This is a genomic window from Candidatus Methylomirabilota bacterium (genome assembly GCA_035315345.1).
Taxonomy (GTDB): domain Bacteria; phylum Methylomirabilota; class Methylomirabilia; order Rokubacteriales; family CSP1-6; genus CAMLFJ01.
Genome location: DATFYA010000008.1, coordinates 1 through 12,187, shown reverse-complemented (window position 1 = coordinate 12,187; position 12,187 = coordinate 1). Strand labels below are relative to the sequence as shown.

The window sequence follows — 12,187 nt, the reverse complement described above, 5'->3', positions numbered from 1 at the left end:
GGTGACCATCGCCCCGCCTCCGGGGCCCGCCTTGCGGGAATGACACGCCGAGAGTTCGAGGCCCTCGTCGACACCGCGCTGCGCAAGCTGCCGCGCGCCTTCCGGGACAAGCTCGCCAACGTCGCGGTGGTGGTCGAGGACTGGGCCGACGATCAGACCCTCGCCGAGATGGGCATCGAGCCGCCCGATACGCTCTACGGGCTCTATCGAGGAGTCGACATCACCCGCCGCGATTCCGCCTATGGAAACGTGCTGCCCGACACCATCCACATCTACCAGAAGCCGATCGAAGAGGACTGCGCCGATCGCGCCGAGATGGCGGATCTCATCCGCGACGTCGTCGCCCACGAGGTCGGCCACTACTTCGGCCTGGACGACGAGACGATGGATGGGATCGAGCATGGCGACTGATCACGCCCCGTAGGCGGCCGCGCTCCGCCTCGAACACCGCCCCGCTGTTCTAGCTGTGCGCGCCAAGTTTTTTGCTTGACAGTATTTTCATTTGTTCATATGTTTTCAGCAGACGCTGAAAATGACGGCACAAGTGAAACTGAAAGTGAAGGAATGGCGAAAGCAGACGATATCAAGACGCTGGCGGCCCAGCGGGTCCGTGACCTGCTGTCGCGAGCGAGCGGTTGGGAACAAGCGACCAACGTGAAGGTCGGCAGCCAAACTGCTGATCTCCTGATGAAATTCAAGATGGGCGACAAGACGCACGCCCTGGCAATTAGTGTCAGTTCGCTCGGTCAACCCCGTCAGATTCGGGAGGCCGTGACCCGCCTCTCGGAGATCAGACGGGAGCTGCCCGAGGCGTATCCGGTCGTGGTGTCGCCCTACATCAGCCCGCAGAGCGCGGCCCTGCTCAAGCGCAGCGGCCTGGGTTATCTCGACCTGTCGGGGAACTGCTACCTGGGTTTCGAGCAGGTCCTGATCGAGAAGGAAGGCAAGCCCAACCTCCGTCCCTCCACGCGCCCCTTGAAGTCGCTGTTCGCGCCGCGGGCGACGCGGGTGGTACGGGTCATCCTGGTGGACCCGCAGCACGCCTGGCGCCTCGAGGAGCTGGCCAAGGCGGCCGAGGTGAGCCTGGGACACGCCCACAACGTGGTGAAGCGGCTCGAGGAGCTGTCGTGGGTGGAGCGCAACGGCCAGCAGCGGATCCAGCTCGCCCGTCCCGGCGAGCTGCTCGACGCCTGGATGGACGCCTACTCGTATCGCTTGAACTACGTGCAGGCGTACTTCTCGCCGGAGCGCATCACGCGGGGCCTGGTCGGCGAGCTGGCGCGGGCCGCCCACGAAGCCCGGCGCCGCTATGCCTTCACCCTGCATTCGGGTGCCGCGCTGGTCGCGCCGAACGTGCGGTTTCCGGCGATCCACTGCTACCTGGAGGGCGATCCGGAGCCGGTGGCCCGCGCGCTCGGCCTGCGGCCCGGAGAGGGCGAGGGCAACGTGTACCTGCTCGCGCCCTACGATCAGGGCGTGTTCTATTCGCCGATGGCGAAGGGCGGGCTGCCCGTCGTCTGTCTGCCGCAGCTCTACGCCGATCTCTACCACTACGAGCGCCGGGGCCGGGACCAGGCCGCGCATCTGCGGCGCGAAGCGATGGGTTACTGAGTCCCCGACGGGAGGGAGGTGAGACCCCACATGCCGAAGCGCAAGAAGGCCGTCAAGAAGGGTGGCAAGAAGAAGGCCACCAAGAAGGGTAAGCGGAAGTAGCGCGTTGAACGCTGTCAATCCTCAGGAAAGGAGGTGACGACCTAATGGCGAAGAAGAAGAAGGCGGCCAAGAAGAAGAAGAAGTAACGCTGTTCGTCGTGCGGTGGGGGGTGGCGGCCCTCCACCGGGACTGATCTTGCGTATGGCTACGAAACGGCGGGGGGCGGCGACGCCCCTCGCCGTGCTTTACCGATTCTCAGACGACCTTGACGACCTTGCCGGCTTTCAGGCAGCGCGTGCACACCCGCATCCGCTGCACCTTGCCCTTCACCAGCCCGCGCAGCGACACCAGATTGGCCAGCCAGCGGCGCTTCGTCACGTTGTGCGCGTGGCTGATCTTGTGGCCGACGGCCGGACCTTTACCGCAGATATCACAGCGCTGAGCCATGCGGGTCCTCGTGGTTTCCGTGGTTTGCCGGTTGAGGCCACCTTTTATAGCATGCTCCGACACCGAATCCAAGCTGCCCCAGGATGACCTGGCCGCTGGCAGCGGCAGCCACGTCGCGTTGGTTCGCCCGGCCCGGAGGTCGAGGAAGGGTGCCGGATAGGGCGGCTGGCCCTCGAGCACGAGGGCATCGCGGCCGTCCGCGAGCTTGACGGTGCGCGGCGCCCGCTCCCGGTACTTCTCGGGCATGCGACCTTCACCTTGCCGCCGACCTGATGTCGAAGGTTGCGCGCCGCACGGCCGAGAAGGCCCCGGCACGATCGCGCCAGGCAGTAGCCATGATGACTTGCCGTCGGGGCCGTCGGTCCGCGCGACGAAAGGGCGGGCGCGGCGCGAGAAGGTGAAGGTCCGGCCGGCCTGGTGAACCGCTGCGCTTCCTGGCGCCTGCGAGTATAGTCTGATGCGGCTCCGATGAGCCGAGGAGGACGTGCTCGTGCCCAGACGATTGACCGCCGTCCTGATGCAGCCCGGCAAGCCGCTCGACTTCTTCGTCCGCACGCGGGAGAAGTACCTGCTCGCCAAGGTGGTCTCGCACAGGTTCCCGCTCTCGGAGATCAACAAGGCCTTCGAGATGCCGGAGTGGCAGGGCAAGAACACGGCGGGCTCGGCGGCCACCCGGGTCATCCTCGAGCCGTAAGCGCGGTCATGCGACTCGCCGACAAGGTCGCCGTGGTCACTGGCGGGGCCGCCGGCATCGGCTTCGCGTACGCCCGCCGCTTCCTGGCCGAAGGTGCGAAGGTGATCGTGGCCGACGTCGCCGATCCGGTGGCGGCTGCCGAGAAGCTGGGCGCCGCCGAGCGCGTGCTCGGCGTGCCCGCCGACGTGAGCGACAGCGCGTCGGTGCGGGCGATGGTCGAGGCGGCCGTCGCCCGCTTCGGGCGGGTCGACGTGCTCGTGAACAACGCCGCGGTCTTCGCGGCGCTCAAGCCGCAGCCGTTCGACGCGATCCCCGAGGCGGAGTGGGACCGGGTCATGGCGGTCAACGTCAAGGGCATCTGGAACTGCGCGCGCGCCGTCGTGCCCGTCATGCGCGCGCAGGGCGGCGGCCGCATCGTCAACGTCGCCTCGGCCATCGTGGCCAAGGGCACCGCGATGCTGCTCCACTACGTCACGTCCAAGGGCGCGGTGGTGGCGATGACCCGCGCCCTGGCCCGCGAGCTGGGGCCGGCCGGCATCACCGTCAACGCGGTAGCGCCAGGGCTGATCCTGAGCGACACCGTGCAGGCCAATCCCGACATCACGGACTTCCAGCTCGACGCCATCATGCGGGCCCGCTCGCTCAAGCGGGAGGCGTTCCCCGCCGACGTCGAGGGGACAGTGGTGTTCCTCGCCTCCGACGACAGCGCCTTCATGAGCGGCCAGACCCTGGTGGTGGACGGCGGCTCGGTGTTCTCCACGCTATGAGCCCGCTGACCGAGGTCCCCGTCGTCGACCTCACCGCCGCCCGGACCGGCGGGCGGGCCGAGCGGGCACGCGTGGCCGCCGCGATCGACGCCGCCTGCCGCGACATCGGCTTCTTCGCGATCAGCGGCCACGGCGTCCCCGACCGCACCGTGGACGACCTGCGTCGCGTGGCCCACGAGTTCTTCGCGCTGCCGATGGCCGAGAAGCTGGCGATCCGTCACCCGGTGCCCGGCACCAACCGCGGCTATCACCCGGTCGGCGGCGAGGCGCTCGCCCAGGCCAACGACGACACGGCGGCGTCGCCCGACCTCAAGGAATTCTTCCACGTCGGGCCGGTGGACGCGGGTGACGACCCGTACTACACGAGCGAGGAGGGACGGCAGCACTTCGTGCCGAACGTCTGGCCGGCGCGCCCGGCCGGCTTCGCGTCGGCGGCCACCGCGCACTACCGCGCGATGGCCCGGCTGATCACGTTCCTCATGCGGCTGGCCGCCCTGGCGCTCGACGTGGAGGAGACCCATTTCGACGACAAGGTGGACCGCTCGATCGGGACGATGCGGCTGAACTACTACCCCGCCCAGGCGACGCCGCCCGCGGCGGGCCAGCTGCGGGCCAGCGCCCACACCGACTACGGGGGCTTCACGATCCTGAGTGGCGAGGACGTGCCAGGCGGGCTGCAGGTGCGCACGCGCGACGGCCGCTGGATCGACGTGGCGACCTCGCCCAGCCAGTTCGTGGTCAACATCGGCGACCTGCTCATGCGCTGGACGAACGACCGGTGGCTCTCGAACCTGCACCGCGTGGTCAATCCGCCGCTCGACGGCCCGTCGCGGCCGCGGCTCTCCATCGCCTTCTTCAACCATCCCAACTACGACGCCCTCATCGAGTGCCTGCCGACGCAGGGCGCGGCCAAGCATCCGCCCGTGCGCTCCGGCGACTACCGCGACCTCAAGTACGCCAAGACCGGCTTCGCCGCCGCGCGCCCGCGCGCCTAGACCAGGACCCCCGTTGGCTTGACGAGGGCCGGCACGGCTCCGCCGGGGCGGCCCGAGCGTATGGGGTCTGAAATGGAGGACGCCGCATGCTCTACCGGGGAATGGATCGCGCCGCACTCGACGCCGCCTACAACAACACCGCTCACGTCGGCCAGCCCGCCCGCGACCGCCACGTCGCCGGCTGGACCGCCCGCAGCGACGCGGTGCGCGCCGCGCGCGGCGGCCGCCTCGATCTGAAGTACGGCGCCGGCCCGCGCCACCGCGTCGACGTCTTCCCCTGCGGCCGCCCCGGCGCGCCCACGCTCCTCTACATCCACGGCGGCTACTGGCAGATGAACGACAAGGAGCCCTACGCCTTCCTGGGCGAGTCGCTCCTGCCGGCCGGGTTCAATCTCGCGCTGGTCGAGTACACACTGGCCCCGGCCGCGCGGATGGACGCGATCGTGGCCGAGGTGCGCGCCTCGGTCGCCTGGGTCATCGACCACGCCAAGGAGCATGGCGGCGATCCGGCCCGCGTCTTCGTCTCCGGCCACTCCGCCGGCGGCCACCTGACCGCCATGGCGATGACCGAGGCACGCGTGGCCGGCGGCCTGGCGATCAGCGGCCTCTACGACCTGGAGCCCATCCGCCTCAACTATCTCAACGACAAGCTCCGGATGGACGAGGCCGAGGCCCGCCGCAACAGCCCGATGCTGCATCTGCCCGCGCGCTCGTCGCCGCTGGTCGTCACGGTCGGCCTGGCCGAGCTCCCCGAGCTGATCCGCCAGTCCGAGGAGTACGCGGAGGCGTGGACGAAGAAAGGCCTGCCGGGCCGCTATCTGCCCGTCGAGAAGCACGACCACTTCTCGATCCTGGAGGAGTTGGCCCGCAGGGACGGCAAGCTGTTCGGCGTCCTGCAGCAGCTAGCCGACAGCCCCGCCGACGTACGATAGCCGGCACGGCGACCGGCGAAGCCTGATCGGTTCGGGCGACCCGGTCAAGGTCCCTGCGACTCGCGGGTGCCCACCGAGTCGAGCGCGCAGCCGCGCGGGAAGGCACCCGCGAGCGCCGCCGCGAACTCGAGCCCGCTGCAGTGCGAGGGGATGCACCCAGCGCGGCGACGCGGCGTGCAGGTCGCGAATGGTCGAGCGCATCCGCGGCGGCGGCGCGTTGCAGAGACGGAAGTCGCTCTCGTCCCTTCACGTGCATAACCAGGGCGCCGTCGTCCGGGGTGGTATCCTAGCGACCGCCGGCGGCCCGGCGGCGCTTCGCGCCGACCCAGATCCAGCGCGGCCGGCAGGCCACCATAATGGTCCGGATGACCGTGGCTGAGGAGGATGGCCCGCCCGCCGGAGGTCCACGCCCAGATACCGGACGTTGTCCCGCGGCACATCGCTCCCTGCAGCCCGCAGTCGAAGAGCGCCACCGTCGTGTACCGGAACCAGGCGGTTGGGAAACGGCCGCCACTTGTAGCATGAGGGGTGACATGAGGCAATCCGTTGCACTCCACTGAGTCGTCGGGCGCCCCGGGACGCGGCGCAGGCGCGGCGGTCCCGCATCCGCTCGCGACCCCGCTGCAGTTCGTGAAGGGCATCGGGCCTCAGCGGGCCAAGCTGCTCGGCAACCTGGGACTGCACACCGTCGAGGACGCGCTCTACTATCTGCCGGCCCGCCACGAGGACCGGAGCCAGCTCACCCCCATCCGCGGTCTGAAGCCCGACGACGTGACCACGATCACCGGGACGATCCGGGCGATCAGCCCGCCGCCACGCGGCCGGCCGCGCGTGCCACTGTCCGTGCTGCTGAGCGACGGCACCGATTTCGTGCCCTGCGTGTGGTTCGGGCAGGCGTACCTGGAGCGCATCTTCCAGCGCGGCCAGCGGCTCATCGTGCACGGGCGGGCGCAGCGCTTCCGCTCCGGGCCGCTCCAGATGCACGTGAAGGACTACGAGATCGTCGAAGACGAGGCGGGTGAGACGCCGTCGGACCCGGCCGACGAGCATCTGCACACCGGCCGGCTCGTCCCGGTCTACGGGCTGACCCGGGGGCTCACCGCCCGCCCGATGCGCCGGCTGATGAAGCGGCTGGTGGAAGCCTACGTCGACGGTCTGGAGGATCCGCTCCCGCCGGCGCTGCGCGCGCGCCACCGGCTCGAGCCGCTGCCGGCGGCCATCCGCGGCGGCCATTTCCCGAGGACCGACGATGAGTTCGTCGCGGCCCGGCGCCGGCTCGTCTACGACGAGTTCTTGCTGCTGCAGCTGGGTCTGTCGATCCGGCGTCATCGTCAGGGCCGCCAGCCGGGCCTCGCCATGAATCCCCCCGGCGTGCTGGCCCGGCGGCTGCTGGCCTCGCTGCCATTTGCGCTGACCGACGCGCAGGAGCGGGTCTGGCGCGAGATCCGGACCGACATGGCGGAGCCGTTCCCGATGAACCGGCTGCTGCAAGGCGATGTGGGGTCGGGCAAGACCATCGTCGCCGGGCTCGCGGTCCTCACCGCGGTGGAGGCGGGATATCAAACCGCGCTCATGGCGCCGACCGAGATCCTGGCCGAGCAGCATGTCATGACGCTGACCGCACTGCTGGAGCCGCTCGGAGTGCCGGTGGCCATGCTCACCAACGCGGTGAAGGGCAAGGCGCGCGAGAGCGTGCTGACCGCGGCGGCCGAGGGCGCGCTGGGCTGCGTGGTCGGCACCCACGCGCTGGTGCAGGAGGTGGTGAAGTTCCGCCGGCTCGGCCTGGCGGTGGTCGACGAGCAGCATCGCTTCGGGGTCAATCAGCGCGCGACGTTGATGCGCAAGGGGCAGAGCCCGGACGTACTGGTGATGACCGCGACCCCGATCCCCCGCACCCTCGCCCTGACCCTCTACGGCGATCTGGAGGTCTCGGTGATCGACCAGCTGCCGCCGGGCCGGAAGTCGGTGGTCACCAAGGCGCGTCCGGAATCGGCCCGCGCGAAGATCTATCGGTTCCTGCGCGAGCAGGTGCGTGAGGGCCGCCAGGTCTACGTGGTCTATCCCCTGGTCGAGGAGTCGGAGGTGGTCGACCTGCGGGCGGCCACCGAGATGGCCGAGCGCCTGCGGCGCGAGGTCTTTCCCGATCTGAGCATTGGCCTCCTCCACGGGCGCATGCCGTTCGCGGAGAAGGATCGGGTGATGCGCGAGTTCAAGGCGGGCGCGATCCACGTGCTCGTCTCCACCACCGTGATCGAGGTGGGCATCGACGTGCCCAACGCGTCGGTCATGCTAGTCGAGCACGCGGAGCGCTTCGGCCTCTCGCAGCTCCACCAGCTGCGCGGCCGCGTGGGCCGCGGCCCGTGGAGGAGCTACTGCATCCTCCTCTCGGGGGCCGCGTCGGAGGAGGCCCGCCAGCGTCTCGCCGCGATGACCGCCACCAACGACGGGTTCAAGATCTCGGAAGCCGATCTGGCGCTGCGAGGCCCCGGCGACTTCTTCGGCACCCGCCAGTCCGGCCTGCCCGAGTTTCGCGTGGCCGACCTGCTGCGCGACGCGGCCGCGCTGGAAGCGGCCCGGCGCGACGCGGTGGCCCTCGTCCGCGAGGATCCGCAGCTGCGCGCGCCCGAGCACCGGGCGCTGCGGGGGGCGCTGCTGCAACGCTGGCGCGGCAAGATCGACCTGGCCGGAGTCGGCTGATGGTCCGCGGCGGGCTCCTGGGTCTGGGCTGCGCGCTGGCGCTCGGGGTGGGCGGGCCGTCCGCCGTCACGGCGCAGAACAGCGTGGAGGTGGCGCGGGCGCGGCAGATCCTCGAGCACTACACGGAGTGCGAGCGGACCCGGCGCTTCGGGCCGTGCTGGCCGCTGCTGTCCAAGCGCGTCCAGGCCGACTGGGCGCGGCAAGGCCGGCCCGGCGCGGCCGAGTACGCCGACGCGAGAGGTGCGGGCGAGCCGCGCTACGTCGACTTCCGCGTGATGCAGATCCGTCGAAGCCCGTCGCGGGTCGTGTTCGTCACCGAGGCCACGCGCGCGTCCGAGCGGGACGGGCTCCCGGACCGCGTGGAGTACGCGATCCTGCGGGAGGGCGACCAGTGGAAGGTCGACGGCCGGCGGGTCGGTGCATCGGAGACCACGCCGTGAGAGTGCTCGCGGGCGAGCTCAAGGGGCGGCGGCTCGTCACCCCGCGGGGCCGCACCACCCGGCCGACCGCCGATCAGGTGCGCATCGCCTGTCTGGACACGCTGATGCCGTTCCTCGCCGCGGGCCCGTTCCTCGACCTGTTCGCGGGCGCGGGCGGCGTGGGCATCGAGGCGCTCTCCCGCGGGGCGCCGTCGGCCACGTTCGTCGAGCAGGACGGCGCCGCACTGCACGCGCTGCGCGACAACGTGGAGCGGCTGGGCCTCCGGGAGCGCGCCCGCGTGGTGCGCGGCGACGCGGCGCGCGCGGTCGCGGACCTGGCCGCGGCGGGCGCGCGCTTCGCGGTGGTCTTCCTCGACCCGCCGTACGACTCGGCGCGCGCGACGCCCGCGCTCGAGGCGGTGGCGGCGGGGTCGGCGCTGCTCGACGGCGCGGTGGTCGTGCTCCAGCACGGCACCAAGACGCCGCCGATCGCCCCCATCGGCGCGCTCTCGCTCTGGAAGGCGCGCCGCTTCGGGGAGACCACCTTGACTTTCTTCCGGAGCGCCGCGTAAACTTGGCAGCGTTTTCGGACATTTCGCGATGGCGTGGAGGCCAGCGTGGGCAAGCGAGCGGTCTATCCGGGCATGTTCGATCCGATGCACAACGGACACCTGGACCTCATCGAGCGCAGCCTGCGCATCTTCGACGAGCTGATCGTCGCGGTGGTGGCCAATCCCTCCAAGGAGCCCCTGTTCAGCGCGAAGGAGCGTCTGGAGCTGATCGACGAGTGCACGACGGGCATCGGGATGGGCCGGATGCGCATCACGTCGTTCGACGGGCTCCTGATCGATCTGGTCGAGCGCGAGGGCGCCGACTGCGTGGTGCGCGGCCTGCGCGCGGTGTCCGACTTCGAGTACGAGTTCCAGATGGCCCTCATGAACCGCAAGCTCCGCCACACCGTGGAGACCGTGTTCATGATGCCGCACGAGCGGTACACCTACATCTCCTCGCGCCTCATCAAAGAGGTGGCCTCGCTGGGCGCGCCGGTCACCGGCATGGTGCCCCCGGCGGTCGAGGAGCGGCTCGCCCAGAAATTTTCGACTCACCGCTAGACCGCAGGCAAGGAGTCCCATGCTCGCCGACCGGATGAAGACGCTCGCCCCCTCGCCCACGCTCGCCATGCAGGCCAAGGCTCGGGCCCTGCGCGCGCAGGGCATCGACGTGATCTCCTTCGGAGCCGGGGAGCCCGACTTCGACACGCCTCGGCGGATCAAGGACGCCGCGGTGCGGGCGCTCGAGAAGGGCCAGACCAAGTACACCGAGGTCGGCGGCATCCCGGAGCTGCGCGCGGCGGTCTGCCAGAAGCTCAAGCGCGACAACGGCCTGGAGTATGCGCTCGACGAGGTGACCGTCTCCTGCGGGGCCAAGCACACGCTCTACAACATCGTGATGGCCCTGGTGAATCCCGGCGACGAGGTGCTGATCCCGAGCCCGTACTGGGTCTCGTATCCGGAGCAGGTGCGGTTGCTGGGCGGCGTGCCGGTTCCGGTGATCACGCACGAGTCCAGCGGCTTCGACCTCGATCCCGAGGCGCTGCGCCGGGCGGTGACCCCGCGGACCCGCCTGATCGTGCTCGACAGCCCGGGCAATCCGACCGGCGCGGTGTTCTCCCCCCAGAGCCTCGCCGAGGTGGCCAGGCTCGCGGTGGAGCGCGATCTCTGGGTCATCTCCGACGAGTGCTACGAGTCGCTGACCTACGAGGGCCGTCACGTGTCGATCGCCTCGCTCTCGCCCGAGGTGTCCGCCCGCACCATCGTGGTGAACACCTGCTCGAAGGCCTACGCGATGACCGGCTGGCGCATCGGCTACGCGGCCGGCCCCAAGCCGATCATCAAGGCGATGACCGACGTGCAGAGCCAGGTCACCTCGAATCCCACCTCGGTGGCCCAGTGGGCCGCCGTCGAGGCCCTCGGCGGGCCCCAGGACGAAGTGGCCAAGATGGTGGGCGAGTTCGACCGGCGCCGGCGGGTCATCGTGGACGCGCTCAACGCGATCCCGGGCGTGCGCTGCGTAATGCCGAAGGGCGCGTTCTACGCCTTTCCGAACATCTCCGCCCTCTTCGGCAAGCGATCGCGGGGCGGGGTGCTGCGCGGCTCCGCCGACGTGTGTGCGTTCCTGCTAGACGAGGCGCGCATCGCCACGGTGGCCGGCGTGGACTTCGGCTCGGACGCCCACATCCGCCTCTCGTACGCGACGGGACTCGACACCATCACGGAGGGTCTGCGTCGGATGGACGCCGCGGTCCGCACCCTCGAGGGCTAGGCCATGAAGATCGAAGGCTCCGCCGACATTCCCGCTGCGCGCGACCAGGTCTGGGCCGCGTTCCTCGATCCCGACACCCTCGCCAAGGCCCTGCCGGGTTGCGAGAAGCTGGAGGCGATCGGAGAGAACGAGTACAAGGCGACCATGAAGGTCGGGGTCGCCGCCATCAAGGGCACGTTCGAGGGCAAGGTCAAGCTGAGCGAGCTCGAGCCTCCGCATCGCTACCGCATGGCGGTCGAGGGCAGCGGCGGACCCGGCTTCGTGCGGGGCAACGCGGCCATGCAGCTCTCCGACGTCGACGGGGGCACGCGCGTGAGCTACGACGCCGACGTGCAGGTGGGCGGCCTCATCGCGAGCGTCGGCCAGCGCATGCTAGGCGGCGTCACCAAGATGATGCTCGATCAGTTCTTCAACCGGATGACGGAGCTCCTCACGTCGCACAAGACGTAGCGCTGGCCACCCCCGCTGCGATCCTGCTGACGGGCCTGCTGTCGCTCGCCGCCGCTCCCACGCCGATCGCCGGAGACTGCGCGGGCGGCGGCCCCGAGCAGCCCTCCCGCTGCATCTACCGCGCCGCGTTTCCGAGCGTGGGTCTGATCGCGCAGTGTCGCACCGACCACGACTGCCGCGTCGGCTACTACTACGGCGATGTCGACCGCCCGACGTGGCTCGAGCCGCCCGCGGATCATCCGGTGCTGCCGAAGCCGGACGTCATCTGGCGCGCCGCCACCTTCGCGGAGATTCGCTTCGCGTGCGGAGACGGCTGCCGCGTGTCCTACTTCTTCGAGGCCCGGCGCCGCCGCGTCTCCCCGCCGCGCCCCCAGGTCCTCGACGTGGACCTGCACCGGCTCCTCCTCGCCCAGGCCGACGGCCGCTCGGTCGCGGTCCGCCAGATCTTCTCCGGCCGCGAGGTCGCCCGCATCGACCGCGACTGGGCCCCCGGCCCCCTCGAGTCCGCCCTCACCGCACTGCACTTCGACCCCGACGGCCGTCTGACTATTTCCTGGCTCAAAGGCTCCGCGCGCACGCCGGTCACCGAGCGGCTCTCCATCCCCAGCATTCCGCGCTAGAGTCGGCGGAGCGGGCGCGGGGCGGGCCACGGGGCCGCCTGACCACGAGGCGCTAGCCTTCGACTGCGCGGGTAGCAGTTCCCATCCTGGCAGTGGGAGGCTTCGTCTGAGCGCGGCAGGAACGGGTCAGTTCGACCCCATGCCCCGCCCCACCGGTCACCGGGAACGAGCGGACTAGACGGAGTGCGGGG

14 protein-coding genes are annotated in these 12,187 nt (G+C 70.3%); 13 read left to right on the top strand and 1 reads right to left on the bottom strand.

Annotated elements, in window-relative coordinates:
• Positions 1-39 precede the first annotated feature (39 nt).
• Positions 40-411, top strand: a complete 372-nt coding sequence (locus tag VKN16_00870; GenBank protein ID HME92750.1) for a metallopeptidase family protein — start codon at positions 40-42, stop codon at positions 409-411.
• 276 nt (positions 412-687) lie between these two features.
• Positions 688-1,611 (top strand): type IV toxin-antitoxin system AbiEi family antitoxin, encoded by a 924-nt coding sequence (locus VKN16_00865; protein ID HME92749.1) that lies wholly within the window; start codon positions 688-690, stop codon positions 1,609-1,611.
• Positions 1,612-1,908: 297 nt separating this feature from the next.
• Here the strand turns inward: VKN16_00865 and rpmB are convergent, their stop codons facing one another.
• Positions 1,909-2,100 carry a 50S ribosomal protein L28 gene (gene rpmB / locus VKN16_00860; protein ID HME92748.1) on the bottom strand — a complete coding sequence of 64 codons (192 nt, stop codon included), beginning with the start codon at positions 2,098-2,100 and terminating at the stop codon, positions 1,909-1,911.
• A gap of 490 nt (positions 2,101-2,590) precedes the next feature.
• Between rpmB and VKN16_00855 the strand changes: the two genes are divergently transcribed.
• The 11 genes from VKN16_00855 to VKN16_00805 all read left to right on the top strand — a co-directional run bounded on the left by VKN16_00855 (position 2,591) and on the right by VKN16_00805 (position 11,996).
• A complete protein-coding gene (locus VKN16_00855; protein ID HME92747.1) occupies positions 2,591-2,794 on the top strand; it encodes a hypothetical protein in 204 nt (67 codons plus the stop codon).
• An 8-nt stretch (positions 2,795-2,802) separates the two neighbouring features.
• Positions 2,803-3,561: a glucose 1-dehydrogenase gene (locus VKN16_00850; GenBank protein ID HME92746.1), complete on the top strand. Its 759-nt coding sequence runs from the start codon at positions 2,803-2,805 to the stop codon at positions 3,559-3,561.
• A complete protein-coding gene (locus VKN16_00845) occupies positions 3,558-4,556 on the top strand; it encodes a 2-oxoglutarate and iron-dependent oxygenase domain-containing protein (protein ID HME92745.1) in 999 nt (332 codons plus the stop codon). Before VKN16_00850 ends, VKN16_00845 begins: the two co-directional genes overlap by 4 nt.
• Before the next feature lie 86 nt (positions 4,557-4,642).
• Positions 4,643-5,488 carry an alpha/beta hydrolase gene (locus VKN16_00840; GenBank protein HME92744.1) on the top strand — a complete coding sequence of 282 codons (846 nt, stop codon included), beginning with the start codon at positions 4,643-4,645 and terminating at the stop codon, positions 5,486-5,488.
• Positions 5,489-6,034: 546 nt separating this feature from the next.
• On the top strand, positions 6,035-8,185 hold the full coding sequence (gene recG / locus VKN16_00835) for an ATP-dependent DNA helicase RecG (protein HME92743.1): 2,151 nt from the start codon (positions 6,035-6,037) through the stop codon (positions 8,183-8,185).
• Entirely contained in the window at positions 8,185-8,625 is a 441-nt protein-coding gene (locus VKN16_00830) for a hypothetical protein (protein HME92742.1), read from the top strand. The genes recG and VKN16_00830 overlap by 1 nt, the downstream gene beginning before the upstream one ends.
• Positions 8,622-9,176: a 16S rRNA (guanine(966)-N(2))-methyltransferase RsmD gene (gene rsmD, locus VKN16_00825; GenBank protein HME92741.1), complete on the top strand. Its 555-nt coding sequence runs from the start codon at positions 8,622-8,624 to the stop codon at positions 9,174-9,176. Before VKN16_00830 ends, rsmD begins: the two co-directional genes overlap by 4 nt.
• A 45-nt stretch (positions 9,177-9,221) precedes the next feature.
• On the top strand, positions 9,222-9,716 hold the full coding sequence (gene coaD, locus VKN16_00820; protein ID HME92740.1) for a pantetheine-phosphate adenylyltransferase: 495 nt from the start codon (positions 9,222-9,224) through the stop codon (positions 9,714-9,716).
• 19 nt (positions 9,717-9,735) lie between these two features.
• Positions 9,736-10,926: a pyridoxal phosphate-dependent aminotransferase gene (locus tag VKN16_00815; GenBank protein ID HME92739.1), complete on the top strand. Its 1,191-nt coding sequence runs from the start codon at positions 9,736-9,738 to the stop codon at positions 10,924-10,926.
• Between the two features lie 3 nt (positions 10,927-10,929).
• Positions 10,930-11,376: a carbon monoxide dehydrogenase subunit G gene (locus VKN16_00810; protein ID HME92738.1), complete on the top strand. Its 447-nt coding sequence runs from the start codon at positions 10,930-10,932 to the stop codon at positions 11,374-11,376.
• Positions 11,377-11,513: 137 nt separating this feature from the next.
• Positions 11,514-11,996 (top strand): hypothetical protein, encoded by a 483-nt coding sequence (locus tag VKN16_00805; GenBank protein HME92737.1) that lies wholly within the window; start codon positions 11,514-11,516, stop codon positions 11,994-11,996.
• Positions 11,997-12,187 lie beyond the last annotated feature (191 nt).

Coding starts and splice junctions, on each gene's coding strand:
- VKN16_00870 (HME92750.1), top strand. CDS start 40: ATGACACGCCGAGAGTTCGAGGCCCTCGTCGACACCGCGCTGCGCAAG.
- VKN16_00865 (HME92749.1), top strand. CDS start 688: ATGAAATTCAAGATGGGCGACAAGACGCACGCCCTGGCAATTAGTGTC.
- rpmB (HME92748.1), bottom strand. CDS start 2,100: ATGGCTCAGCGCTGTGATATCTGCGGTAAAGGTCCGGCCGTCGGCCAC.
- VKN16_00850 (HME92746.1), top strand. CDS start 2,803: ATGCGACTCGCCGACAAGGTCGCCGTGGTCACTGGCGGGGCCGCCGGC.
- VKN16_00845 (HME92745.1), top strand. CDS start 3,558: ATGAGCCCGCTGACCGAGGTCCCCGTCGTCGACCTCACCGCCGCCCGG.
- VKN16_00840 (HME92744.1), top strand. CDS start 4,643: ATGCTCTACCGGGGAATGGATCGCGCCGCACTCGACGCCGCCTACAAC.
- VKN16_00830 (HME92742.1), top strand. CDS start 8,185: ATGGTCCGCGGCGGGCTCCTGGGTCTGGGCTGCGCGCTGGCGCTCGGG.
- VKN16_00815 (HME92739.1), top strand. CDS start 9,736: ATGCTCGCCGACCGGATGAAGACGCTCGCCCCCTCGCCCACGCTCGCC.
- VKN16_00810 (HME92738.1), top strand. CDS start 10,930: ATGAAGATCGAAGGCTCCGCCGACATTCCCGCTGCGCGCGACCAGGTC.